The 25,629-nt window shown below is 66.4% G+C and carries 21 protein-coding genes and 1 pseudogene; 7 read left to right on the top strand and 15 right to left on the bottom strand.

Annotated features, from left to right (window positions below; translation table 11 throughout):
- Positions 1-392 (bottom strand): annotated as a pseudogene (locus Q0O97_RS06495) (BCCT family transporter); the annotation flags it as partial.
- A gap of 270 nt (positions 393-662) precedes the next feature.
- Here Q0O97_RS06495 and Q0O97_RS06490 point away from each other — a divergent pair.
- Positions 663-2,603 carry a DEAD/DEAH box helicase gene (locus Q0O97_RS06490; RefSeq protein WP_294926409.1) on the top strand — a complete coding sequence of 647 codons (1,941 nt, stop codon included), beginning with the start codon at positions 663-665 and terminating at the stop codon, positions 2,601-2,603.
- Positions 2,604-2,729: 126 nt separating this feature from the next.
- On the opposite strand, the gene Q0O97_RS06485 is transcribed toward Q0O97_RS06490, so the two are convergent.
- A complete protein-coding gene (locus Q0O97_RS06485) occupies positions 2,730-3,908 on the bottom strand; it encodes an MFS transporter (protein ID WP_294926406.1) in 1,179 nt (392 codons plus the stop codon).
- A 76-nt stretch (positions 3,909-3,984) separates the two neighbouring features.
- A complete protein-coding gene (locus Q0O97_RS06480) occupies positions 3,985-4,659 on the bottom strand; it encodes a GntR family transcriptional regulator (RefSeq protein WP_294926404.1) in 675 nt (224 codons plus the stop codon).
- Between the two features lie 141 nt (positions 4,660-4,800).
- Here Q0O97_RS06480 and Q0O97_RS06475 point away from each other — a divergent pair, with 141 nt between their 5' ends.
- Positions 4,801-5,829: a proline racemase family protein gene (locus Q0O97_RS06475; RefSeq protein WP_294926402.1), complete on the top strand. Its 1,029-nt coding sequence runs from the start codon at positions 4,801-4,803 to the stop codon at positions 5,827-5,829.
- A 9-nt stretch (positions 5,830-5,838) separates the two neighbouring features.
- The gene (locus Q0O97_RS06470; protein WP_294926400.1) at positions 5,839-6,771 is read left to right on the top strand and encodes an ornithine cyclodeaminase; all 933 of its coding nucleotides are present in this window, start codon (positions 5,839-5,841) and stop codon (positions 6,769-6,771) included.
- A 49-nt stretch (positions 6,772-6,820) separates the two neighbouring features.
- On the opposite strand, the gene fdhA is transcribed toward Q0O97_RS06470, so the two are convergent.
- From fdhA to Q0O97_RS06450, 4 genes are read right to left on the bottom strand one after another with little or no spacing between them, the layout of a single operon-like run.
- Positions 6,821-8,005, bottom strand: coding sequence for a formaldehyde dehydrogenase, glutathione-independent (gene fdhA, locus Q0O97_RS06465; protein WP_294926398.1), 1,185 nt, complete (start codon positions 8,003-8,005; stop codon positions 6,821-6,823).
- A gap of 31 nt (positions 8,006-8,036) precedes the next feature.
- The gene (hpbD, locus tag Q0O97_RS06460; RefSeq protein WP_294926396.1) at positions 8,037-9,146 is read right to left on the bottom strand and encodes a 4-hydroxyproline betaine 2-epimerase; all 1,110 of its coding nucleotides are present in this window, start codon (positions 9,144-9,146) and stop codon (positions 8,037-8,039) included.
- A gap of 27 nt (positions 9,147-9,173) precedes the next feature.
- Positions 9,174-10,241 carry a hybrid-cluster NAD(P)-dependent oxidoreductase gene (locus Q0O97_RS06455; RefSeq protein ID WP_294926430.1) on the bottom strand — a complete coding sequence of 356 codons (1,068 nt, stop codon included), beginning with the start codon at positions 10,239-10,241 and terminating at the stop codon, positions 9,174-9,176.
- Positions 10,242-10,243: 2 nt separating this feature from the next.
- Positions 10,244-11,482, bottom strand: coding sequence for an aromatic ring-hydroxylating dioxygenase subunit alpha (locus tag Q0O97_RS06450; RefSeq protein WP_294926394.1), 1,239 nt, complete (start codon positions 11,480-11,482; stop codon positions 10,244-10,246).
- Positions 11,483-11,608: 126 nt separating this feature from the next.
- On the opposite strand from Q0O97_RS06450, the gene Q0O97_RS06445 reads away from it, so the two are divergent.
- The gene (locus Q0O97_RS06445; RefSeq protein ID WP_294926392.1) at positions 11,609-12,484 is read left to right on the top strand and encodes a LysR substrate-binding domain-containing protein; all 876 of its coding nucleotides are present in this window, start codon (positions 11,609-11,611) and stop codon (positions 12,482-12,484) included.
- Positions 12,485-12,488: 4 nt separating this feature from the next.
- On the opposite strand, the gene Q0O97_RS06440 is transcribed toward Q0O97_RS06445, so the two are convergent.
- The 6 genes from Q0O97_RS06440 to Q0O97_RS06415 form a co-directional block, all read right to left on the bottom strand.
- The gene (locus Q0O97_RS06440) at positions 12,489-13,967 is read right to left on the bottom strand and encodes an FAD-dependent oxidoreductase (RefSeq protein WP_294926390.1); all 1,479 of its coding nucleotides are present in this window, start codon (positions 13,965-13,967) and stop codon (positions 12,489-12,491) included.
- Positions 13,964-14,752, bottom strand: coding sequence for a pyrroline-5-carboxylate reductase dimerization domain-containing protein (locus Q0O97_RS06435; RefSeq protein ID WP_294926388.1), 789 nt, complete (start codon positions 14,750-14,752; stop codon positions 13,964-13,966). The genes Q0O97_RS06440 and Q0O97_RS06435 overlap by 4 nt, the downstream gene beginning before the upstream one ends.
- A complete protein-coding gene (locus Q0O97_RS06430; RefSeq protein ID WP_294926386.1) occupies positions 14,749-15,789 on the bottom strand; it encodes a glycine betaine/L-proline ABC transporter ATP-binding protein in 1,041 nt (346 codons plus the stop codon). The genes Q0O97_RS06435 and Q0O97_RS06430 overlap by 4 nt, the downstream gene beginning before the upstream one ends.
- The gene (locus tag Q0O97_RS06425; RefSeq protein WP_294926384.1) at positions 15,782-16,672 is read right to left on the bottom strand and encodes a proline/glycine betaine ABC transporter permease; all 891 of its coding nucleotides are present in this window, start codon (positions 16,670-16,672) and stop codon (positions 15,782-15,784) included. Before Q0O97_RS06425 ends, Q0O97_RS06430 begins: the two co-directional genes overlap by 8 nt.
- An 84-nt stretch (positions 16,673-16,756) precedes the next feature.
- Entirely contained in the window at positions 16,757-17,758 is a 1,002-nt protein-coding gene (locus Q0O97_RS06420; protein ID WP_294926382.1) for a glycine betaine ABC transporter substrate-binding protein, read from the bottom strand.
- Between the two features lie 109 nt (positions 17,759-17,867).
- Positions 17,868-18,506 (bottom strand): TetR/AcrR family transcriptional regulator, encoded by a 639-nt coding sequence (locus Q0O97_RS06415; protein ID WP_294926380.1) that lies wholly within the window; start codon positions 18,504-18,506, stop codon positions 17,868-17,870.
- 148 nt (positions 18,507-18,654) lie between these two features.
- On the opposite strand from Q0O97_RS06415, the gene hpbA reads away from it, so the two are divergent.
- Together hpbA and Q0O97_RS06405 are read left to right on the top strand one after the other, a co-directional pair.
- A complete protein-coding gene (gene hpbA, locus Q0O97_RS06410) occupies positions 18,655-20,691 on the top strand; it encodes an N-methyl-L-proline N-demethylase HpbA (protein WP_294926379.1) in 2,037 nt (678 codons plus the stop codon).
- Positions 20,692-20,954: 263 nt separating this feature from the next.
- Positions 20,955-21,956 carry a glycine betaine ABC transporter substrate-binding protein gene (locus Q0O97_RS06405; RefSeq protein WP_294926377.1) on the top strand — a complete coding sequence of 334 codons (1,002 nt, stop codon included), beginning with the start codon at positions 20,955-20,957 and terminating at the stop codon, positions 21,954-21,956.
- Between the two features lie 133 nt (positions 21,957-22,089).
- Here Q0O97_RS06405 and purU read toward each other — a convergent pair whose 3' ends face one another.
- The gene (gene purU, locus Q0O97_RS06400; protein WP_294926375.1) at positions 22,090-22,974 is read right to left on the bottom strand and encodes a formyltetrahydrofolate deformylase; all 885 of its coding nucleotides are present in this window, start codon (positions 22,972-22,974) and stop codon (positions 22,090-22,092) included.
- Positions 22,975-22,988: 14 nt separating this feature from the next.
- Positions 22,989-24,383, bottom strand: a complete 1,395-nt coding sequence (locus Q0O97_RS06395; RefSeq protein WP_294926373.1) for an L-serine ammonia-lyase — start codon at positions 24,381-24,383, stop codon at positions 22,989-22,991.
- 198 nt (positions 24,384-24,581) lie between these two features.
- Here Q0O97_RS06395 and Q0O97_RS06390 point away from each other — a divergent pair, with 198 nt between their 5' ends.
- Complete coding sequence (locus tag Q0O97_RS06390; RefSeq protein WP_294926371.1) at positions 24,582-25,607, top strand: GlxA family transcriptional regulator; 1,026 nt, start codon at positions 24,582-24,584, stop codon at positions 25,605-25,607.
- The last annotated feature ends 22 nt before the right edge of the window (positions 25,608-25,629 follow it).

The raw sequence follows: 25,629 nt of genomic DNA, 5'->3' as shown, positions 1-25,629 counted from the left end.
AGCAGCACGAAGATATTGCCCGCGATGATGAAGAACCAGTCGAACCGGCTGGTCACGATATCGCGCAGGCTGGCGAAGAACGGCCCAAGCGTGGCCGGAAACATCAGCGTGGCGGCGGTGAACACCACCACCGCCACCGCCGAGAACATGAAGACCGGGTTGTGGATGTCGAAGGCGACCAGCTTGTGGCCCTCGATATTGTCCTGGCCGATTTCATAATCGGTCTCGATGATCTGGGTCGGGCCTTCGGGCACCGGCAGGGCCTCGACATCGGCATCGGATTCGTCGGGGTCATGCTGACCCGCCAATGCCTTCTGCTCGTGCCGGGGATCGCCGGGCCGGCCCTTGTGGTCCTTGCGAACCGGCTTTCCGGGTGGAGGTGTCTGTGACATGCGTCCCTTTCTGGTCTTGTTATTCTCGATCGGGCGCCGAATGCTTCGACTCGGCACTGGAGCGTGCCTGAACGGCCAAGGGTTTCACATTTTCTTGAGAATTGCCACCCGCAAGGGATTTTGCCGATTCGGGGCAGGTGCGCGGCGCAGGACCTTTGACTTTTCCGTGGCCGGGCGATAGGGCAACGGATCGGTTGTCCTGCGCGCCCTTTCCTGCGGGCCGAGGCGGGCCGCCATCCCAGGGCCAACGGCCCAGTTTAGGCAGAGTGAATGACCCAGAACAAGATTGCCGCGCCGCTGGCCTCGGCACTGGCCGAACGCGGCTATGAGACCCTGACCGCGGTGCAGCAGGCGGTGCTGAACCCCGATGCAAGCGGGCGCGACCTGCTGGTGTCGGCCCAGACCGGGTCCGGCAAGACGGTGGCCTTCGGCATCGCCGCCGCGCCCGAACTGCTGGACGGCGGCGACAGGCTGCCCGAGCAAACCGCGCCCCTTGCCCTTGCCATCGCGCCCACGCGCGAACTGGCCTTGCAGGTTGCGGCGGAACTGTCCTGGCTTTACGCCGCCACCGGCGCGCGGATCGCGACCTGCGTGGGCGGCATGGATTACCGCACGGAACGCCGTGCGCTGGCGCGTGGCGCGCATATCGTCGTCGGCACGCCGGGCCGCTTGCGCGATCATATCGAACGCGGCGCGCTGGACCTGTCGGGCCTGCGGGTCGCCGTGCTGGACGAGGCGGACGAGATGCTCGACCTCGGCTTCCGCGAGGACCTCGAGGCGATCCTGCAAGCCGCGCCGCAAGACCGCCGCACGCTGCTGTTTTCGGCCACCGTTCCCGCCGCCATCGAAAAGCTTGCGCGCGACTTCCAGCGCGACAGCCTGCGCGTGGCGGCGATGGGCGAGGCGCGCCAGCACGGCGACATCGCCTATCGCGCGCTGTCCATCGCCGCGCGCGACCGCGAAAATGCCATCTTCAACCTGCTGCGCTATTACGAGGCGCGCACGGCCATCGTCTTTTGCAAGACCCGCGCCAATGTGAACCACCTGCTTGCCCGGATGGGCAACCGCGGCTTTCGCGTCGTGGCGCTGTCGGGCGAATTGTCCCAGCAGGAACGCACCCATGCGCTGCAAGCCCTGCGCGACGGGCGGGCGCGGGTCTGCATCGCCACCGACGTCGCCGCGCGCGGCATCGACCTGCCGGGGCTGGAGCTGGTCATCCATGCCGACCTGCCGACCAATTCGGAAACCCTGCTGCACCGTTCGGGCCGGACGGGGCGGGCAGGGGCCAAGGGGGTGTCGGCGCTGATCGTCCCGCCCTCGGATTACAAGAAGGCCCAGCGGCTCTTGCAGGGCGCCAAGGTCGTCGCCGAATGGGGCGCCGCGCCCTCTGCCGATGAGGTCGGGGCGCGCGACGACGCCCGGATGCTGGACCATCCCGCGCTGGTCACGCCCCTGGAGGACATGGCCGTCGCCCGCGACCTGCTGGACCGCGTCGGTCCCGAACAGATCGCCGCCGCCTTCGTCCAGCTTTGGCGCGAAGGCCGCCCCCCGCCCGAGGAACTGACCGACAGCGCCCCCCCTTCGGCTGCCGCGCCACGCGCGCCGCGCGAATTCGGGGACTCGGTCTGGTATGTGCTGACGGTCGGCCATACCGGACGGGCGGAAGCGCGCTGGCTGCTGCCCAAGATCTGCGAGGCGGGCGGCATCACCCGCGACGCCATCGGCGCGATCCGCGTCCGCCAGGACGAAACCTTCGTCCAGATCGCCACCGCCGAGGCCGCGCGCTTCGGCGAATCCGTCGAGATCGAGCCGGAACTGACCATGCGCCGCCTCAAGGGCGAGCCGTCCCTGGACCGCAAGCCGGCAGGTCCCGCGGGCCCCAGGCCGCGCAAACCGGCGACGGGTTTCGCCCCCAAGCCTCGCAAGACCGCCGTTTCCAGACCTGCCGAAAAGCCCACTGAAAAGCCCGCTGCGGAACCGGCCCCAAAACCGGAGTGGTCCCCCGTCGCCGCTGAGGCCGAACCTGGGGCCCGCAAGAAACCGCGTTGGAGCGCGGCGCAGAAGGCCGGCAAGGGCAAGAAGGATGCGGCAACCGGCACCGGCAAATCCGCCGCGCCCAAGGGCAAGGGCGGCAAGGCGGCAGGCCCGGCGGGAAAGCGCCCGGCCTCGCGCCGCCCGCAAAGCGGCAACACGCCCCCGTTCCGGCGCTAGGGGGCAGGTCGCGCAAGCCCGCCTGTCCGGGGCTTGCGCAAGGATGATGCGGTCAGGCGACAGGCGCTGTCGGTCGGTTGACGGCCATCGGCCTTGCCCCCCGCATCATTGGCGGCGGGCCACCAGCTATCCCGCGCGCGGGCGCAGCGCGCCCGCAACGGCGGCGGCGGCAAGGATCAGCGCCAGGACCACCAGCATGGCGCTTCGCAGCCCCCAGATCTCGCCGATGAGGCCAAGCAGCGGCGGGCCGACCAGAAACGCGATATAGCCGCAGATCGTCACCGTGCGCACCCGCCCGGTCGCATCCGGGCCAGAGGCCCCCGCCGCCGAGATGGCGATGGGAAACCCCAGCGAGGCGCCAAGCCCCCACAGCAGCACCGATCCCGCCGCAAGCGCGGGCACCGGTGTCAGGATCACCAGCGCCAGCCCTGCCGCGCACAGCGCCGTGGTCACCCGCATGACCGCCACCGGCCCGTGGCGGCGCAGGAACGTCCCGCCCGCGAAGCGCCCCAGCGTCATCGCCACCGAAAAACCCAGGTAGGCCAGCGAACCGGAGGCGGGCGAAAACCCATGTTCGTCCACCATCAGGATCGGCAGCCAGTCGTTCGCCGCCCCCTCGGCCAGCGCGACCGCCAACACGGCCAACCCGATAAGGTAAAGGCGCGGGTCGCGCCAATAGGGGTCGCGATACGGGGCAGGGGCCTCGGCCCGGCCAGGCACCCTGCGGATGGTCACGCCGGTGCCCGGTGGGATCCAGCGGGCGAACCACAGGACCGGCGGCACCGCGACGGCGGCGATCAGGCCCAGGTGCCAGGCCACCGGCAGGTCGATCCGCGCCAGGCCGAAGCCCGCCAAGGCCCCGAAGGCGGTGCCCAGGCTGAAACAGCCGTGCAAGGCATGCATCAAGGGGCGGCCGGAAAGCCGCTCGACCCCGGCGCCGTCGATATTGATGGCGATCTCGCTGGCGCCCATCCCCAGCCCGAAAAGGCACAGCCCCAACGCCACGACCACCGCAAGGCCCAGGCCGGTTCCTGCGGCCATGACCGCCACCCCCGCCAGCAGCAGCCAGAGGCCCATGATCGAGACCGGCCGGGTTCCCCAGCGGCCCACCAGGACGCCGGACAGCAGGATGCCGCACATCGATCCGGCGGAAAGCCCCAGCAACACCAGCCCCATCGCGGCCAGCGAAGCGTCGATCCCGTCGCGGATGGCCGGGGTCCGCGTGACCCAGGATGCCAGCGCCACGCCGGGGATGAAGAAGAAGGCGAACAGCGCGAACCGCCGCCGTCGCAGGTCGCCGCTCATCGGCCGGTCTCCGTGCATGGGATTGCGTCCGGGGGCGTATCGCATCGGCGGCAGGGGAAGGAAAGAGATGCCGGTTTCAACCCTTCGCGCCGGGCAGGTGATGCAGCAGCGATGAACAGGCACCCATGATATGGGCCTGGACCAGCCCGGAGGCCCGTTCCGCATCGCCCGCCCGGCAGGCGGCCAGGATCTCGCGGTGTTCACGGTCGGCGGTGCCTTGCCCGTGCGACAGGGCAAGCTGGATGCGCAGATACCGCTCCAACCGGTCGTTGACCGAGCGGATGGTGCGGATCAGGAACGGCCTTTGGGCGTCCTGATAGAGGCGGCTGTGGAACTGCCAGTTCAGCGCCGACCATTGCGCCACATCCGTTTCCTTGGCGAAGGCGTCGCAGAAGGCCTCGGCCTCGGCAAAGGTTTCGGGCGTCATATGCGGCACCGACAGCCGGATGGCGTTCGATTCCAGAATGGCGCGGGTCTCGAAGACCTGGGCGATCTCGGGTTCCGACAGGGTGGTGACGACGGCGCCCCTGTTGCGCTGGAACGCGACAAGGCCCTCGGATTCCAGCCGTTTCAGCGCCTCGCGGACGGGGATCTTGCTGACGTTGAACAGCCGCGCGACATCGTCCTGGCGGATCGGCTCGCCCTCGTCCAGCGATCCGTCGGCGATGGAATCGCGAATGAATTTCAGGATGATGTCCGAGGCGGTGGGGGCCTTTCCCAGATCGGGAACCTGTGTTTCGTTGAATGGCATCCGCTCTCTCCGCCCTGGCGATGGCGCAAAGATATCGTAGCCGATATATCGCCGCAAGGGACGGCAAATGGCTTGACAATTCGCTGTTGTGATATCGTATACGAAATATGGCCAAGGGCCATTGCAGCCAGGGGAAAGAAAATGCGCACATCCAAAGTCGTGCATGTCGTGTCCTGCCATGCCGAGGGCGAGGTCGGCGATGTCATCGTCGGCGGCGTCGCTCCGCCGCCGGGCGAAACCGTCTGGGACCAGTCGCGCTGGATCGCGCGGGACGAAACCCTGCGCAATTTCGTGCTGAACGAACCGCGCGGCGGTGTCTTTCGCCATGTCAACCTGCTGGTGCCGCCCAAGGATCCGCGCGCGCAGATGGGCTGGATCATCATGGAGCCGGCCGATACCCCGCCCATGTCCGGCTCGAATTCGATCTGCGTGGCGACGGTGCTGCTGGATACCGGCATCATTCCCATGCAAGAGCCGGTGACGCGGATGACCCTTGAACCGCCCGGCGGACTGGTCGAGATCGAGGCCGAATGCCGCAATGGCAAGGCCGAGCGTATCCGGGTCCGCAACGTGCCGTCCTTTGCCGACAGGCTGGATGCGCCGCTGGAGGTCGAGGGGCTGGGCACCCTCACCGTCGATACCGCCTATGGCGGCGACAGTTTCGTGCTGGTCGATGCGGGTTCGGTCGGGATGCGCATCGCCCCCGATCAGGCGCGCGAGCTGGCCGAGCTGGGGGTGCGGATCACGCGCGCGGCCAATGAACAGCTTGGCTTCCGTCACCCGGCAAACGACTGGAATCATATCTCTTTCTGTCAGTTCACCGACCCGCTGAGCGAAAGGGACGGGGTGCTTTACGGCAAGAATGCCGTCGCGATCCGTCCGGGCAAGATCGACCGTTCGCCGACCGGGACTGGCTGTTCGGCCCGGATGGCCGTGCTGCATGCGCGCGGGCGGATGCGGGTCGGGGACCGTTTCGTCGGGCGCTCCATCATCGACACCGAATTCCATTGCTCGATCGCCGATGAGGTCGATCTGAACGGCAAGCCGGCCATCAGCCCGATCATCTCGGGGCGGGCGTGGGTGACCGGGACGAAGCAGTTGATGGTTGACCCCGACGATCCCTTTCCCAATGGTTACCGCCTGTCGGATACCTGGCCGGTCGGGCTGTGAGGACCCATGATGAAGGTGCAGTTTCTAAGCCATGAAAACGCGGCGGGCCTTGGCTGGCCCGGCGCGGTCGAGGCCTTGCGGCAAGGCCATTCGCTGCCCCGCGCGCAGATTGCGGATGTGTTCCTGGGGCCTGCCACCGGCACGATGATGAGCCGCTCGGCCTGGATCGAGGGGCTGGGCTACGGCGCCAAGACCTTCACCGTCTTCGACGGCAATGCGGCGCGGGGGCTGCCCACGGTGCAGGGCGCGATGCTGGTTTTCGACGGGGAAACCGGCGTGTTGCAGGCCATCGTGGACAGCCCGCTGGTGACCGAATTCAAGACCGCCGCCGATTCCGTCCTTGGGGCCAGCCTGCTTGCGCGCCCGGACAGCAGGCACCTGCTGGTGGTCGGCGCGGGGACCGTCGCGGCCAGCCTTGTGCGCGCCTATACCACGGTGCTGCCGGAGATCGAGCGGGTCTCGGTCTGGGCGCGCCGGCCGCAGCAGGCGCGGGACCTGATCGCGGGGCTGGGCGGCATTCCCGCCGAACTGGCCGCGGTCGAGGACCTGCAGGCGGCGGTCGGGCAGGCGGATATCGTCAGTTCGGCCACAATGGCGCGGCAGCCTGTGATCCTGGGGGATTGGGTGCGTCCCGGCACCCATGTCGACCTGATCGGCGCCTTCAAGGCCGACATGCGCGAAGCCGACGACGCGCTGATGGCGCGAGCCGCCCTGTTCGTGGACAGCCGCGAGACGACGCTGGGTCATATCGGCGAACTGATGATCCCTATCGCCCGTGGCGCAATCACGGCGGACAGCGTGTTGGGTGATCTTTACGACCTCGTGCGCCCGGATGCCCGGCGGCGGCGGTCGGATGACGAAATCACTGTCTTCAAGAATGGCGGGGGCGCACATCTGGACCTGATGATCGCGTCATGGATCGCGCAGGCGGGGCGGGGCTGAAGCGCCTTGCCGGCTGAAGGCCGGTCCCGCGACCGGCCCTCAACCTGCCTCAGGCGGCCAGCATCCCGTGCGGGTCGAGGACGAATTTCTTCGCCACGCCCTGATCAAAGCTTTCATAGCCCGCGACCGCCTGGTCCAGCGGGATGATCGTGGCGTTGACGATATCGGCGATGGGCAGGCGGTCGTGCAGGATCGCCTGCATCAGTTGGCGGTTGTATTTCAGCACCGGAGTCTGGCCGGTGTGAAAGCTCTGCGCCTTGGCCCAGCCCAGGCCGAAGCGCATCGACAGGCTGCCATGTTTGGCCGCATCGTCCACCGCGCCGGGATCCTCGGTGACGTAAAGGCCGGGAATGCCGACCTGACCGGCGGCGCGGGTGATCTGCATCATCTGGTTCAGCACGATGGCGGGCTGTTCGCCCCCCGAATGGCCGCGCGCCTCGAAACCCACCGCGTCGATGGCGGCATCGACCTCGGGGCTGCCGGTGATCTCGGCGATCATCTCGGGCAGGTTGTCGCCTTTGGACAGGTCCACCGGCTCGAACCCGACCTTGCGGGCATGTTCCAGCCGTTCCTTGTTGAAATCGCCGACCATGACCACCGCCGCGCCCAGGATGCGGGCCGAGGCCGCCGCAGCAAGGCCCACCGGACCCGCGCCCGCGACATAGACCACCGAGCCGACACCGACCCCCGCCTTCCATGCGCCGTGAAAGCCGGTGGGCAGAATATCCGACAGCATGGTCAGGTCGCGGATCTTGGACATGGCGCGGTCGCGGTCGGGGAATTTCAGCAGGTTGAAATCGGCATAGGGCACCATGACATAGCGCGCCTGCCCGCCGATCCAGCCGCCCATATCGACATAGCCATAGGCGCCGCCGGCGCGGGACGGGTTCACCGTCAGGCAGACGCCGGTATCGCCCTCGCGGCAGCAGCGGCAGCGCCCGCAGGCGACGTTGAAAGGCACGGATACGATGTCGCCGATGTCCAGCATCTCGACATCCGATCCCTTCTCGATCACCTCGCCGGTGATCTCATGGCCCAGGATCAGCCCCGGCTCGGCTGTCGTGCGGCCGCGCACCATGTGCTGGTCCGAGCCGCAGATATTGGTCGAGACGACCTTGAGGATCACCCCGTGTTCGATCCTGCGCCCGTCGGGTGCTTCAAGCCTGGCATCCGCGATATCCTGCACCTCGACCTTGCCGGGGCCGATATAGACCACGCCTCTGTTGCTGCTCATCTGACTTGCTCCTCCTTCAAGTGAAAACGCGCTAGGAAAATGACGCCACCGGCGGGCCGAAAAGGCTTTCGTCCGGGCTGATGCCAAGGCCGGGGCCTTGGGGCAGGTGGATATGGCCGCCCGTGATACGAATGCCGTTCCGCGCATCGTAGTTCCGCGCGATATAGGGTTGGGCGATCCAGACACCTTCGTTCAGACGCGGCTGGACGGTGGCGCCGATATGGGTGCAGGCGGCGGCGATGATATCGCCGCCCCAGGCGTCGTCGCAGCTATGGGGCAGGGCGCGCGCCTCGCAGATGTCGCGAAACGCCGTCATGGGGTGCAGCCCGCCGATGCGCGTCAGTTTCATGCCGAAACCGTCGCACAGCCCCTGTCCGGCGGCGCGGATCACGGTCGAGAGATCCTCGCCGCTTTCATCCAGATAGATGCCGTGCCGAACGCGGTCGCGAATGGCAGCGATTTCTTCCAGCGTGTTGCACGGCTGCTCCAGCACGAAGGGGATCTCGGGGCATTCGCGGCTTAGCCGCAGCACGTCGCGGGCGGGCAGGCTGCGGTTGCCGTCCACCGCCAGCCGGGTGCAGGTGCCGCGGATGCGTTCCCAGACCTTGCGGATGGTCTCGATGTCGATCTCGACCGGGCGCGAGCCGATCTTGACCTGAAGGCGCGGGAAACCCTCGGCGACCTTCTCGGCGGCGATGCGGGCGATCTCGTCCGGTTCACCGATGCCGGTCGCGTAATAAGAGGGCACGCGCTCGGCCGCGACGCCGCCCAGCAGGTCCGCCACGCGGACGCCGTAATGCTTGCCCATCAGGTCATGGGCGGCGATGTCGATGGCCGCCTTGGCGTAATTGTGCCCGCAAAGCAGCCCGTCCATCCGGCGGTGCAGCACCAGCGGATGCAGCGGGTTCACGCCGATCAGGCCCGGCGCCATCTCGGCCAGCGCGGCGCGGGCGCCAAGCGCGTGGCTGGGCGCATAGGTCGGGCCGACGGGGCAGGTCTCGCCCCAGCCCACCAGCCCGTTGTCGGCCACGATCCTGACCAGCGTGCTTTGCAGCGACCAGACCGTCGAGCTGGCGATGACATAGGGACCGTCCCTGACCGGCAGGTCATGGGCATATACATGGATTTCGGAAATCTTCATTGTCAGCCCCGATCATGTTGGAACCCGTCACAGGTCGATGGTCACGTTGCCGATGGGACGCGAGCAGCAGGCGAGGATATAGCCCGCCTCGACATCCTCGTCGGTGATGCCGCCGTTGTGGACCATGTGGACCTGGCCCGACAGCTTGAGCACCTGGCACGTGCCGCAGATGCCCATGCCGCAGCCCGAGGGGATCGGGATGCCCGCCGCCTTGGCGGTGGTCAGGATGGTCTCGGTCTCGGCGGCGCGGGTGGTGACGCCCGAGGCGGCGAAGGAGATCTCGGCCAGCGCGTCCTCTTGCGGGACGACGTCGTCGGGCACCAGCCCGGTTTCGGCCAGCGGACCGCCAAAGCTTTCCTGATGATAGCGGGCCATGTCGTAGCCCAGCCCGTGCAGGATGTCGCGCACCGCCTGCATGAAAGGCTCGGGTCCGCAGCAATAGACGTCGCGTTCCAGGTAGTCGGGCGCGACCAGCCCCAGCATCAACTGGTTGAACATGCCGCGAAAGCCGGTCCAGGGCCGAAGGGGGTCGGGTTCCTCGACGATCCATTTCAGATGGATGCCGGGGGTGCGGGTGGCCATGTATTCCAGCCCCTCGCGGAAGATGATCTCGGAGGGGCGGCGGGCGCAGTTGACGAAGACGATATCGGGATCAAGCCCGGAATCGTAAAGGAATGTCGTCATCGACATCATCGGCGTGATGCCCGAACCCGCCGAGATGAACAGGTATTTCCCCGCCGGCTTTCGCATCATGGAAAAATTGCCGCCGGGTCCGCGCGCCCTGACCCGCATGCCGGGCCGCAGGTGGTTGAACATCCAGCGCGTGCCGATGGAATCGGGTTGCGCCTTGACCGTCACCGTCAGCGAGGTCGGCCGCGAGGGCGAGGACGAGATCGTATAGGTCCGGTGCAGCACCCCGCCGGGCAGGGGCAGTTCCAGCGTCAGGAACTGCCCCGGCTCGAAGCTGAAGAGCGCGCCGGACGGGCTGCGGAAGCAGAAGGTCATGACATTCGGCGCCTCTTGCAGGTAAGAGACGCATTCCAGTTCCTCGGCATCCGTCCAGAAGGCCAGCGCGGGCTTGGTCGGGACGTTCATCGTCATTCGGCCGCCATGCGGGTGGGGGCAAGGCTGCGTTCCATCCATTGGGCATACCAGTCCACGAACTGGATCACCCCGCTTTCCCAGTCGGGCGAATAGGGGCCGGGGACATAGGCCGGGCTGGAAATGCCTTCCTGGTTGGTCTCGACCACCTCGCGGTCCTCGTCATTGGTGGCGGTCCAGACCTCGGTCAGACGCTTCAGATCGTAATCCACCCCTTCGACCGCATCCTTGTGGACCAGCCATGTGGTGGTCACCTCGGTCTCGGTCGGGCTGATCGGCGTGACGCGGAAGGTCAGCGAATGATCGGGCAGGAAATGGTTCCAGCACGAGGGATAATGAAAGACCAGCAGCGAGCCCGCATCGGGCTTGGCGATGCGGCCCAACTGGCGCGCGACGGCCGCCTTGCCGTCCATCGTGTAGCTGACGGCGGTTTCCTGCAAGGGCATCCGCGCCAGCCGGTATTGGCCGTCATCGCTCAGCAGGAACTGCGAGGGCGCGCCGGCGGCGGCGCAGGCGTCGAAATGGGCCTGCAAGCGGTCCGAAACCCCGCCATCCACCGAAACGCCCGCAATCTCGGGGTCCAGCGGGAAGGACCGGCACAGCGCGGGATGGTTGGCGCTGCAATGATAGCATTCGCGGTTGTTTTCCCAGACCAGTTTCCAGTTGCCCTTTTCGATGATCGTCGATGTATGGGCGACCTTGGCGTCCTGCAGGTCGTGGACCGCCAGATAGGGCGCGGCGGCGCGGGCAAAATCCTCAAAATCGGGCGGGTTGTCGGACAGGCAGATATAGATCAGCCCGCTCAGGTTGCGCAGCGCCACCGGGCGCAGCCCGTGCTGCGTCGGGTCGAAGTCCGGTCCCATGCTGTTGGCCCACAGCAGCTTGCCGTCCAGGTCGTAGGTCCATTGGTGATAGGGGCAGACCAGTTTCGCGGCCTGTCCCTGCCGCTGCTTGCACACGATCGAACCACGATGACGGCAAGAGTTGTGGAAGGCCCGAATCTCTCCGTCGCGGCCCCTGACGATGACGATATTGTAGGCGCCGATCTTCAGCGTCGCATAGCTGCCCGTCTTGACCAGTTGGCAGGCCGGGATCGCGAACAGCCATTCGCGATAGAAGATATGTTCCAGATCCTGCTGATATATCTCGGGCGAGGTGTAGAAGGGCTGCTCCAGCGCATGTCCGGGCACACGCCGGGCGAGCAGGTCAAGCAGATTCGTGTTGGTGGCGGACATCTCGGCTTCCATAAGATGGGGTTGAACCTGTCAATGACGTTCCCCCCGATGCGACATCTTGACAACGGCATAAAAATTCACCGTGGATTAGTTCAGGTAACCTGAAAACGGCCCGGAGGTTGTTCGTTGCGCAGACCCTACGACCTTTCCTCGATGACCGCCCTGATCTGTTTCGAGGCCGCCGCCCGAAACATGAGCTTCAAGACGGCCGCAAACGAGATTAACGTCACCCCCGCCGCCGTCAGCCACCAGATCAAGGCGCTGGAGCGCGACCTTGGCTGCGCGCTGTTCATCCGCCGCCATCGCGGGGTCGAACTGACCGAGAAAGGCGCTTTCCTGCTGGTGACCCTGCAACGCAGTTTCGAGATGATCTCGGACACCGTGACCCAGTTGCGCGAAAGCCCGGAAACGGTGGACGTCACCATCCGCGCCTCGACCGCGGTCAGCGCGCTGTGGCTGACCCCCAAGATCGCCGCCTTCTGGAAGTATCATCCCGGCATCACCGTTTCGCAGATCATCAGCGACGTGCCGGGTTCAGCGGGGCGGCACGATCTCAGCATCCGCTACGCCGTGCCCCAGGACAATGACGAGGAATGGCGCCCGCTGTTTCACGACCGGATCCTTGCCATCGGCACGGAACGGTTCCGGCACGAACATGGCATCCGCAATGCCGCCGATCTGCTGACCGCGCCCCTGATCCACATGCGCAGCGAGGAAAGCGACTGGACCACCTGGACGGATTGGTTCCGCGCGATGGGTCACCCGGCCCCCAAGGGGCGCAGCCTGCATGTCAACAACCACATGATCGCGCTTCAGGCGGCCGAGGACGACGTGGGCGCGGTATTGGGCTGGGAAGGGCTGGTCGGCAGCCTGCTGGACCAGGGGCGACTGGTGCGGCTGGTGCCCGAGACCATGCCCTCGCCAGCCGGGTTCCACCTGACCATCCACCCCCGCGCCTCGGCCAAGGCGCGGCTGTTCGCCGACTGGCTGGTGCCGGGATAGACCCCTACGGCTGTCGGTAGACCCGTGCGGTATCCTCCACGAAATGGCGCAGCTCGTCCTGCCGGCGCGCGTCGGTCCAGTTCAGGCTGGCGGTGGCGATATGGGACAGTTCCTCGGCCCGGCTGCGGCCCAGATCGGGGTCCAGCCCGTCGGGCAGGCGGCGGCGGATCAGGTCGGCAAGCCGCACGACATGTTCGCGCGCCGCCATCTGGCCGATGCCCTCGTCATGGGTTTGCGGGGCGGGAATGACGCCCTCGGGCGCGGGTCCCCGCCTGCCAAGCCGCTTTTCGACCGCCCGCGCCACTTTCCGCGCCGCGTGGCGATGCAGCATGATGGTCGAGCCGGTGACGGCCAGCAGGCCCGGCCTGTCCGTATCTTCGGCCACCTCGACGGGCAGGCTGGTCATCTGCCCGTCGCGGGTCGAGGTCGGGCGCACCCCGCACCAGCAATGTTGCACATCCGCCCGCGTCAGGCGCAGGTCGGGGAACAGATGGTTGGCCTCGGCCAGGATATAGTCGATCTCGGCCTGTTCGACGCGGATATCGTCGGGGTTCTCGGTCACCTCGGTCTCGGTCGGGCCGATAAAGTGGAAATCGCGCCAGGGAAAGACGTAATAGGGTTCGCCCTTGCGGGAAAAGGCCTCCAGCCCCTGGCCGCGAAACGCCTGCGGCAGGCGGACCATGACGTTGACGCCCTTGATCCCGATCACTCGCCGCCTGCCCGTGCCGCCCCCCGGCACCCGGTCGATCCAGGGACCGGCAGCGTTCACCACCATGCGGGCGCGGACCCGCGCCTGTCCCTGCGCCTCGGGCGCGCGCTCATCCAGCGTAACCTGCCAGTCGCCGCCCTCGCCCGCGATACCCGTTACCTCGGCATAGGTGCGGATGGTGGCGCCCCGCCGCTCGGCATCCAGCGCGGTATCGACGCAGATCCGTTCGGGCCAGGCATACATGTATTCCTCGAACACCCCGACCCCGCGCAGCGGCCCGCCAAGCGCCGCCGCCAGGGCGCTTTCATCGGCCGCCTGCTGCGGGGCAAGGCGGCGATAGGCCAAGGGCACCCGCCAGCCGTCCAGCGCCTCGACCAGGCGAAAGCCCAGATCGACCAGCCAGGGCGGATAGCGGTCGCCCTTGCGGAACGGATAATGAAAGCGGTGCTTCGTCAGGTGGCCGGGCATATCGCGGACCAGTTCCGCCCGGCAGTGCATCACGTCGCGCGTATAAAGCAGCCGCCGGATCATGTCGGCGGGGCGGAAGGGCATCTGCCACAAGGGATAGCGCGCGGCCAGATAACCCAGCCCGGAATAGAGCATCCGGCTGGAGCGCGACGAGGTGCCCGCGCCGATATCGCCGCGATCCACCAGCAGGGTGCGAAAGCCGCGCCCGGCCAGTTGCCGCGCGCTGGCGCAGCCGACCGCGCCCGCGCCGATCACGATCACGTCGTAATCCGCGCCGTCGAGGCTGGAGAGCGGCGGGCGGGTCATGCCTTGCCGCGCGCCATGCGCCGCGCCTTGTCAGCCGCCGCGTCCAGCGCCGCCTCGATGGCCCGGCTGAAGCCCGCGGACTCGGCGGCGTCCAGCCCCGCCGCGGTGGTGCCGCGATAATCGCGATAGGCGGCCAGCAGGGCGGGGGCCTCGGTGATGCGGCCTTCCAGCAGCCGCGCGCCGCCGATGACGGCGGCCTCGGCAGCGCGCCAGGCAATGGCGTCCGCGACGCCCTGCGCGCGCATGAACCCGGCCATCGCCACCGCCATCAGCGCCGGATAGGCCGCGCCCGAGCCGGGCAGGGCGGTCATCAGGTCGATCTGCGCCTCGGCTTCCAACTCGTCGGTGGTGCCGATGGCGGAAAGCAGGCGGCGGACCGTATCGCGCTCGGCCTCGGTCACTCCTTCGGCGGCCCAGAAGGGCGAGTAGGACACGCCGATCTCGGCGGCGGCATTGGGCATTGCCCGCACGATGCGCCCGCCGCAGGTGGCAAGTGTCGCCGCCTCGACCCCGGCCATGAAAGAGATGACCAGCCGCCCCGCGGCCCGCAGGTCCAGGCCCGGCCAATCCTCGGGGCGGACCGAGACCACGACCACCTCGCTTTGCGCCACCAGATCCGCCACGTCCCGCGCCCAGATCACATCGGCATGGCCGTGATAATCGGGGCGCGGCCCGCTGCGGTTCAGCAGCACCAGGTCGCCCGGCTGGACGATGCCGCGCGACAAAAGCCCCGCGCCAAGCGCCGATCCCAGCCAGCCGGTTGCGCCGATGATGCCGGTTTTCATCTGTGCTGCCCGGTATAGGCGTCGATCGCATCCTGGAAGGGGATGATGCCGATGGGCTGGCCTTCGGGGTCATCGACGCGCAGGGCTTGCAGATGGTTGGCGGCCATCTGTTGCAGGGCCTCGGCGATGCTGGCATCGGTGGCGATGGCGGCCTCGGGCAGGGCGCCCGTGGGCTGGACCATGACCGCGCCGACCTTCAGCACCTTGCCGCGGTCGACATGCTGGACGAAATTCGCCACATAGTCGTCGGCGGGGCGCATCACGATGTCCTGCGCCGTGCCCTGCTGGATCACCGAGCCGTCGCGCAGCAGGGCGATGCGGTCGCCGATGCGCAGGGCCTCGTCCAGATCGTGGGTGATGAAGACAATGGTCTTGCGGACCTCTTGCTGCAAATCCAGCAGCACCGTCTGCATGTCGTAGCGGATCAGCGGGTCCAGCGCCGAATAGGCCTCATCCATCAAGAGGATCGGGGCATCGTTGGCCAGCGCGCGGGCCAGGCCCACCCGCTGCTGCATGCCGCCGGAAAGCTGGCTGGGATAGCTCTTCTCGAAACCCGACAGGCCCACCCGCTCGATCCAGCGCATGGCGGTGCGGTAGCGTTCGGATTGCGAAATACCTTGCACCTCAAGGCCATAGGCCGCGTTGTCCAGCACGGTGCGATGCGGCAGCAGGCCGAATTTCTGGAACACCATCGCGGTCTTGTGGCGGCGGAAGGCGCGCAGATCCTGGCGCGACATCTCGACGACGTTCCGGCCCTCGATGATGATCTCGCCCGCGGTGGGGTCGATCAGCCGGTTGATGTGGCGGATCAGCGTCGATTTGCCCGAGCCGGACAGCCCCATGATGACCTGGATGGACCCCGGCACGACCGAGATGTTGATGTCGCTCAGGCCCAGCACATGGCCGTGGCGGGCCTGCAATTCGGCCTTGCTCATGCCGGCGCGGACGGCTGCGACATGGGCCTCGGGGTTGGGACCGAAGATCTTGTAGAGGTTGCGGATCTCGATGCCGATGGGGTCGATGGCGGGATCAGTCATGGCTGGCCTCCTGGTGCTTTTGCAGCCGCTTGCCCCAGGCCTGGCTGATGCGGTCGAAGAGGATGGCGATGCCGACGATGGCGAAGCCGTTGAACAGCCCCAGCGTGAAATACTGGTTCGAGATCGCGCGCAGCACCGGCTGGCCCAGCCCCTGCACCCCGATCATCGAGGCGATCACCACCATCGCCAGCGCCATCATGATGGTCTGGTTGATGCCGGCCATGATCGTGGGCAGCGCCAGCGGCAACTGCGCCTTGACCAGCTTCTGCCAGGCGGATGAACCGAAGGCGTCGGTGGCTTCCAGCACCTCGCGGTCGACCTGGCGGATGCCCAGGTTGGTCAGCCGGATCATCGGCGGGATGGCGTAGATCACCACCGCGATCAGGCCGGGCACCCGGCCGATGCCCAGCAGCATCACCACCGGGATCAGGTAGACGAAGCTGGGCATGGTCTGCATGATGTCCAGCACCGGGCTGATGAGCCGCTGCACCCGGTCCGAGCGCGCCATCACGATCCCCAAGGGCAGGCCGATGGCGATGGACAGGAAGGTCGCCGCCAGCACCATCGAGACGGTGCGCATCGTGTCCGTCCACATCCCGAACAGGCCGATCAGGACCAGCGTCGCCACGCTGCCGATCACCACCCGCAGGCTGCGGCTGGCGCCCCAGGCAAGGGCGGCGACGACCGCCAGGATGATCAGCCAGGGGGTGTTCAGCAGCAGCCGCTCGAACCAGATCAGCATGGTTTGCAGGGGGCTGAAGAACCCCTCGATCAGGTCGCCGTAGCCGCGGGTGAAGGTGCGGAATCCGTCGTCGATGCTTCGCTGAAGGTCGCGAAGGAAGGAATTGCTCAACTGTGGGAAGGATGTCAGCCAGGATGGCATGGGTGCCTCGCGCATGAGGGTGCCGGGTCATGGCGGGCGGGAATGACCCGCCCGCCGCGCAGGGATCGGGGCGCCGCGATCAGGTCAGAGCGCCGCCTTGATCTTCTCGGCGGCCTCGGGCGTCACCCACTCGGTCCACATCTCTTCATGCAGGCGCAGGAACTCGCGCGCGCCATCCTCGCCCTGCGCCTGGTTGTCGGTCATCCAGGCCATCATCCCGTTCACGGTCTCGTTCGTCCAGGCCCGCTTGGACAGGTAGTCCATGATCTCGTCAGGCGCGGAATCGGCGAAGCTTTTGGCGACGACGGTCTGCACCTTGTCCACCGGCCAGTCGTTCTTCTGCGGCGCGTCGCAATCGGCGTTCGAGGTGCAGCTCTGCCACTCATCCATGTCCAGCTCGACCCCGTGGTCCAGCTTGACCATCTCGTAACGGCCCAGAAGCGCGGTCGGCGCCCAGTAATAGCCGACCCAGCCCGCTTCACGCTCGTATGCGCGCGCGATCGAGCCATCCAGACCGGCGGCCGAGCCGGTGTCGATCAGGTTGAAGCCCGCTTCCTCGGCCCCGAAACCCTTGAAAAGCTGGGTGGTGACGACCGTGCCGCCCCAGCCCGCCGGACCGTTGAAGATCGCGCCTTTCGACGGATCCTCGGGGTCGGGGAACAGGTCGGGGCGGGCCAGCACGTCGTCGATGGTCTTGAGGTCGGGGTTGGCGTCGGCGATGTATTTCGGAATCCACCAGCCCTGGACGGCGCCGTCGGTCAGGATGTCGCCGGTGACGACGATGCGGTCTTCGGCCAGGCCCGACTGGATGACCTCGGGCACCAGGTCGACCCAGCCTTCGGGCGCGATCTCGGGCTGGCCGCGTTCGACCATCGAGGTCAGCGTCGGCACCGTGTCGCCCTGGATCACCTCGGCGTTGCAGTCATAACCGTTGTTGAGGATGAAGGCGTCCAGCGCGGCGGCGAATTCCGCGCTTTGCCAGTTCATGCTCGCAATCGTCAGATCGCCGCATTCGGCCTGGGCGGTCCCGGCCAGCGCCATGAAGGGCAGGGCGGCAGCGGTGCCGAGGATGAAGGATCGTTTCATTTTTCAGTTTCTCCCTGTAGCGACATGGGTATTCGCCATTCGGACCGTCGCCCTGTCCGGGTGGCCGGAAGAAGGCGGGCCTTCGTTCCGAATGGATTGCGGAACGTCCTCATGACGATCCGGCAAGGCTGCGGACCCGCGCATCGAATCGCGCGAGTTCGCGCGGTTCGGGCCGGGTGCCGGTGTAGATTTCGACATAGGTGGGGACGCGGGCCAGCCGGGTTTCCAGGTCCTCTTGCGCGCGCATCGAGATATAGCCGATCTGCGTCAGATAGATCGTCCGCGCCCGCACATCGGCCTCCTGCTCGGGGCGGCCCCAGCGGACCAGCATCTCGCGCAGGGCCGCCAGCCGCGCCTCGTCCGCCTCGGCCACGCGGGCGGCGACGCTTGCGTCCTGCAAGCCCCAGCTGCGCACCGCAAATTCCAGCCTGCTGTCGAAACGGTCGGGCAGAAAGCAGGCCAGCACGTTCAGCATCGCCTCGGCCAGCGATTCGGCATATTCCCGCGCCGCCCCGATCATCGGGATGGTGGTCCGTTCCGCCCAGCCGTCGATCAGCGCGGTCAGCAGCGCCTCGCGATCTTCGAAAAACCAGTAAAAGCTGGTGCGCGACAGGCCCAGTTGCCTGGCCAGGGGCTGGATCTTGACCGCATCGACGCCCCCTTCGATCAGCGCCCGGTAGCCGGTTTCAAGCCAGCCCTCGCGCGATCCACGCCATCCGCCTTCCGCTGTCGCAGCACGTTGTCCCATGCGGCAAGCCTAGCCAGCCATCCGATTCCATTCAAGAAAAATGTTCCAGGATGATCCGATAATGTTCATGCTTGATTTTTTAATTGACACAAATGAACATTCCTTCGATCCTGAAACCCGACCCGTCCACCTTTCACAGGCAGATCCGATGTCGAACGATCCCCTTCTGCAGCCCTACCAGTTGAAGCACCTGACGCTTCGCAACCGCATCATGATCACCAGCCACGAGCCGGCCTATCCCGAGGACGGCATGCCCAAGGACCGCTATCGCGCCTATCACGTGGAACGCGCCAAGGCGGGCGTGGCGCTGACGATGACGGCAGGCTCGGCCTCGGTCTCGCGCGACAGCCCGCCGGTCTTCAACAATATCCTGGCCTGGAAGGACGAGGTGGTCGGTTGGATGAAGCAGTTGACCGACGAATGCCACGACCACGGTGCCGCGGTGATGATCCAGCTGACCCACCTTGGCCGCCGCACCCGCTGGGACAAGGCCGACTGGCTGCCCGTCGTCTCGCCCAGCCATGAACGCGAGGCGGCGCATCGGTCCTTCCCCAAGAAGATGGAGGACTGGGACATCGCCCGCATCGTCGCCGATTATGCCGATGCGGCCGAACGGATGAAGGCGGCGGGCCTCGATGGGCTGGAATTGCAAGCCTATGGCCACCTGATGGATCAGTTCTGGTCGCCACTGACCAATGACCTCGACGGGCCTTACGGCGGCAGCCTGGACAACCGGCTGCGCTTCACCTTCGACATCCTGCGCGAGATCCGCAAACGCTGCGGCGAGGATTTCATCCTCGGCGTGCGCTATACCGGCGACGAGGAGTTGCCGGGCGGAATCTCGGCCGAGGACGGGCTGGCGATCTCGCAAAAACTGAAGGACAGCGGGCTGGTCGACTTCCTGAACGTGGTCAAGGGCCATATCGACACCGATGCCGGGCTGACCGACGTGATCCCGGTGCAGGGCATGCGCAACGCCCCGCATCTGGACTTCGCCGGGCAGATCAGAAAGGCCACCGGCTTCCCGACCTTCCACGCGGCCAAGATCCCCGACGTGCCGACCGCCCGCCACGCCATCGCCTCGGGCCTGCTGGACATGGTGGGCATGACGCGCGCCCATATGGCCGACCCGCATCTGGTCCGCAAGATCGTGGAGGGGCGCGAGGACGACATCCGCCCCTGCGTCGGCGCGAATTATTGCCTCGACCGGATCTATCAGGGCGGCATGGCCTTCTGCCTGCACAATGCCGCGACGGGCCGCGAGGAAACCATGCCGCAGACCATCCCGCCCGCCCCGGCGAAGAAGCGCGTCACCGTCATCGGCGCCGGCCCGGCGGGGATGGAGGCCGCCCGTGTCGCCGCCGAGCGCGGCCATGACGTGACCGTCTTCGAGGCCGCCCCTCAGCCCGGCGGCCAGATCCGCCTGACCGCGCAGGACGAACGGCGGCGCGAGATGATCTCGATCATCGCCTGGCGTCAGGCCATGTGCGAAAAACACGGCGTCCGGTTCCGCTTCAACACCTATGCCGAGATGGACGACGTCCTGGCCACCGACCCCGATGAGGTGATCGTCGCCACCGGCGGCCTGCCCCATACCGAGGTGCTGGCGCAGGGCGACGACCTGACCTGTTCGGCCTGGGACATCCTGTCGGGCGACGTCAAGCCGGGCCGCAACGTGCTGATCTTCGACGATGCGGGCGACCACGCGGCGCTGCAGGCCGCCGATCTGATCTCGGCCACGGGGGCCTCGGTCGAGATCGTCACCCCCGACCGCAGTTTCTCGCCCGAGGTGATGGCGATGAACCTGGTCCCCTACATGCGCAACCTGCAAAAGCGCGACACCACCTTCACCGTCACCTGGCGGCTGCTGTCGGTGACCCGCAACGGCAACCAGTTGCGCGCGACATTGGGCAGCGATTACGGCACCTTCACCCGCGAACGCATCGTCGACCAGGTCGTCGTCAATCACGGCACCCGCCCGCTGGACGACCTCTATTTCGACCTCAAACCCCTGTCGTCCAATCTGGGCGAGGTCGATTACGACGCCCTGACCACCGGCCGCCCGCAAGCGATCCGCAAGAACCCCGAAGCCCGCTTCCGCCTCTACCGCATCGGCGACGCCGTGGCCGCAAGGAACACCCATGCCGCGATCTATGATGCGCTCAGAATCGTGAAGGACCTCTGAACATTGCGGAAATTCTTCATCATCCAAATACCCCGGGGGGAATCCCCGGCACGGGGATCGGGGGGCAGCGCCCCCCGGGCCTTGCAGCCCGGCATGCGCCTGCGGCTGAAAAACCGCTTGACAGAATCACCCTTGCCCGAAACTTTTCGTAGAAGAAATATCGTATACGAATATGGTGAGGCAGAGCCGTCGACAACGGCGAATGCCCGACCCCCAAGGAAGACAACGCGGCCCCTTCACCGCCGCATAAAGGGAGAAAGAACATGCAAAGACTGCTTGCTTCGACTGTTCTGGCCGCAGGTCTCTTCGGCGGCGCGTGGCAGGCTGCGGCGCAGGATTGCGGCAATGTCTCGCTTGCGCTTCACAATGTCCAAAGTGCCGAACTGCTGACCTATGTCGACAAGTTCATCCTCGAAAACGGCTATGGCTGCACCGTCGAAACCATGCCCGGCGATACGGTTCCCTCGACTACCTCGATGATCGAGCGGGGCGCGCCCGACGTTTCTTCCGAAACCTGGGTGGACCTCTTGCCCGAGATCGTGCCGCAGGGGCTGGAGGACGGCAAGATCGTCTACGGCGCCCCGGCCTTGCCCGATGGCGGCATCCAGGGCTGGTGGATTCCCAAATACCTCGCCGATGCCAACCCTGATATCAGGACGGTCGAGGACGCCCTGGCCCGTCCCGACCTGTTCCCCGATCCCGAAAACCCCGACAGGGGCGTGATCTTCAACGGCGCCGAAGGATGGGGGGCCACGGTCGTCACCGCGCAGCTTTTCAGGGCATATGAGGCCGAAGCCAAGGGTTTCAACCTGATGCGGCCCGGTTCCGCCGCCGGTCTGGACGGCGCCATCGCCCGCGCCTACGAGCGCGAGGAAGGCTTCGTCACCTATTACTGGGCGCCGACCGCGCTTCTGGGCCGGTATGAGCTGGTGCTGCTGGAACCCACCCAGGAACATGACCCCGAGGAATGGCAAAGATGCACGACCAACCTCGATTGCGCCGACCCCAAGGTGACGGGCTGGCCCATCGATACGGTCATGACGGTCGTGACCCGCGACTTCGCCGACCGGATTGATCCGGCGATCATGGAGTATTTCGACACCCGCGGCTGGAGCAACGACACCGTGGCCGCCCTGATGGCTTGGCAGGCCGACAATCAGGCGATGGGCGAGGATGGCGCCGTGCATTTCCTTGAGGAAAACAGGGATATCTGGACGGAATGGGTCCCCGCGGAAGTGGCCGAGAAGATCGAAGCCGCCCTCTGACCTTCGCACCCGCGACCTGACTGGAAGGCCAAACTTCCGGCAGGACCCTCAATATGGCTCGCCCGGCAATCGGGCGGGCCGGTGAATCCCGTCCAAACGGGGCGCGGGGACATTCCGATCCGGCAAGGAACCGTCAGCCCATCCTTTCGGACGCATATTCCCCGGGCGAGGCCGGGAATACCACGGTCTTGGACCCGTTCGGGAACACCCGGTGATTGATATGTGCGTGGACGGCGCGGGCCAGCACCTGCGCCTCGACGTCGCGGCCAAGGCTGACGTAATCCTCGGGCGACTGCGCATGGGTGACGCGGATCGTGTCCTGTTCGATGATCGGGCCTTCGTCCAGGTCGGCGGTGACGTAATGGCTGGTCGCTCCGATCAGCTTCACGCCGCGCTCGAACGCCTGCTTGTAGGGGTTGGCGCCCTTGAAACTGGGCAGGAAAGAGTGGTGGATATTGATGATCCGCCCCGACATTTCCCGGCACATCTGGTCCGACAGCACTTGCATGTAGCGTGCCAGGACGATCAGTTCGGCCCTGGTGTCATGAACCACCTGCATGATCGCCGCTTCGGCCTGCGGCTTGGTTTCCGGGGTCACGCGGATGAAGTGAAAGGGGATATCCTCATTCACGACCTGTTTCTGATAGTCGGTATGGTTCGAGACGACCGCCGCGATCTCGACCGGCAGCGCCCCGATGCGCGAACGATAGAGCAGGTCGTTCAGGCAATGCCCGAAGCGCGACACCATGACGACGATCCGGGGCTTTTGCGACAGGTCGCGGAATTCGTATTCCATGCCGAAGCCTGACGCGATCTCGCCAAAGCCGCCGGCGATATCCTCCAGCACCTGTCCCCCTTCCGACACGAAGCGGATGCGCATGAAGAAACGGCCATTGTCCTGATCGGCGAATTGCGAGCTGTCGTTGATATTGCAGCCCGCCTGCGCAAGATAGCTGGACACGGCGGCAACGATCCCCGCCCGCGTGGGGCAGGACACCTTCATGACGTAATTGGTCAAACCAGACCCTCCCTTCAGCATTCCGGCAGGTTCACGGCGATGCCGCCCTGCGAGGTTTCCTTGTATTTCAGATCCATGTCGCGGCCCGTGTCGCGCATGACCTTGATGCAGTTGTCCAGCGGCATGAAATGCGCGCCGTCCCCCCGCAAGGCCAGGCTGGCGGCCGAGACGGCCTTGATCGCACCCAATGCATTGCGTTCGATGCAGGGCACCTGCACCAGCCCCGCCGCCGGGTCGCAGGTCATGCCAAGGTGATGTTCCAGCGCGATTTCGGCAGCGTTTTCCACCTGTTCGTTGGTGCCGCCCAGAACCGCGCACAGCCCCGCCGCAGCCATCGCGCTGGCGGAACCCACCTCGCCCTGGCAACCGACTTCGGCCCCCGAAATCGAGGCGTTGTGCTTGATGATCCCGCCGATGGCCGAGGCGACCAGCAACAGGTCGCGGACCCCGTCCGGGCGGGCACCGATGCAATGGTCCAGGTAATAGCGCGCCACCGCCGGCACCACGCCCGCCGCCCCGTTCGTGGGCGAGGTGACGACGCGGCCCCCGGCGGCGTTTTCCTCGTTCACCGCCATCGCGTAGACGCTCATCCAGTCGTTCGCCTGGTGCGGCTGGTTGAGGTTGCGGCCCCGCTCGGCCTGCAACTGCCGATGGATCAGCCGCGCCCGCCGCCGGACCTTCAGCCCGCCGGGCAGGATACCCTCTTGCGTCAATCCGCGCTGGATGCATCCGTCCATGACCTGCCAGATACGGTCCAGCCGGGCGTCCAGCCCGTCGCCGTGGGCCGCTTCTTCGTTGGCGCGCTTCATCTGGGCGATGGTCTTTCCCGAGGCGCGGCCCATCCGCAGCATCTCATCGGCGCGGGCGAAGGGGTAGGGGACCGCCGCGGGCGGGGCGTCCTGCGCATTCGCGCTGCGTTCCAACTCCTCGGCGCTTGCGACGAAACCGCCGCCGATCGAATAATAGGTCTGCTGGTAATAGGTCCGGCCAGCGGCATCGAAAGCCCTGAGGATCAAACCGTTGGCATGGCCCGGCAAGGGCGGCCCGTAATCGAAGAGCAGGTCTTTTTCGGGGGCGAAATGCAGGGGCGGCAGCCCCTCGGGGTGGACAAGGCCGGTGAGGCGCACCTCGGCCTCGATCTCTTCGGCGCGGTCGGGGTCCAGCGTGTCGGGCAGCAGGCCGCACAGGCCCAGGATCACCGCGCGATCCGTCGCATGTCCCTTGCCGGTAAAGGCCAGCGAGCCGTGCAGGCTGGCACCCAGCCCATGCAAGGCCCCCGCGCCGGGAACCTTTTCGACGCCCCTGCGCAGATCGCCAAGGAAGCGCGCGGCGGCAACCATCGGTCCCATCGTATGCGAGGACGAAGGACCGATCCCGACCTTGAAGATGTCGAAAACCGAAAGGAACATCTACGCCCCGCGGATCGCAAGGGTTGCGCTGGCGGCCCCGTGCCCGGCCGGGACGTTCTTCAATAAGGCAAATGCGCTGAAACCCGTCATTTTCCGGCCCCCCTTATCCCGGTCCCCGTATCGCAATCCCGTGCAGGTTACGCTGGATCGAACGCGCGGTATGGGATATAAACGACAGGTGGCTTGAAGGAATGCGGCATGGCCCAGTCTTGGAAGAACCGCTTGCGCATCGGCTTCATCCTTGCCGACCGCTTCACCCTTTCGGCCTTTGCCAATTTCGTCGATGTCCTGCGCCTGGCCGCGGATGAGGCCGACAAGTCGCGCCCGATCCGCTGCGAATGGACGGTGCTGGCCCATGACGGGTTGGCGATCCGCTCAAGCTGCGGGATCCGCGTCCAGCCGGAAATCCGCCTGCGCAACGCGGCAAGCTTCGACTATCTTGTCGTGGTGGGCGGGCTGATCGGCGATTATCGCGCCATCAGCAACGAGGCGCTGGAATACCTGCGCACCGAAGCCGCCAGGGGCGTGCCGCTGATCGGCCTTTGCACCGGCGTCTTCATCCTGCAAGAGGCCGGGCTGCTGCAAGGATATCGCTGCTGCGTGAGCTGGTTTCACCATCAGGATTTCCTGGACCGTTTCGATACGGAAATGCCCGTCTCGGACCAGATCTTCGTCGTGGACCGCGACCGCCTGACCTGCTCGGGTGGTCATAGCGCCTCGCATCTGGCCGCCTTTCTGGTCCAGCGCCATATCGGCCAGTCGGCGGCGACGAAAAGCCTCAATATCATGATGATCGAGGACGCGCTGAGCGGCGAGCGCCCGCAACCCGGCCAGCAGCTTGCCCGCCGCGCCGAAGACCCGCTGGTCAAGCGCGCGGTCCTGCGCATGCAGCAGAACATCGAGATGCCCCGGACCATCGACGACCTCGCCCTTGAACTGGGCGTCGCGCGCCGCACGCTGGAACGCCGCTTCCAGGTCGATCTGAAACGCTCGCCCCAGAAGATCTACCTGGAACTGCGGATCGAAAAGGCCATGCTCAGGCTGCGCACCAGCCGCGACCCCATCAACTCGATCGCCCTTGCCTGCGGCTTCTGCGACGCCTCGCATCTGGTCAGGGCGATGAAGGCCGAAAGGGGGCTGACGCCGAACGAATACCGCCAGGCGCAGGCGGGTCATGCGGAGCCGGCCTATACGACGGGCGTATTGATACCGCAGGGGAATTGAGCCGCATTCGGATGCGCCACTT

The organism is uncultured Paracoccus sp. (genome assembly GCF_945915435.1).
Classification (GTDB): domain Bacteria; phylum Pseudomonadota; class Alphaproteobacteria; order Rhodobacterales; family Rhodobacteraceae; genus Paracoccus.
The sequence above is the reverse complement of the archived record's forward strand: the minus strand, read 5'-3'. Positions and strand labels throughout refer to the sequence as shown.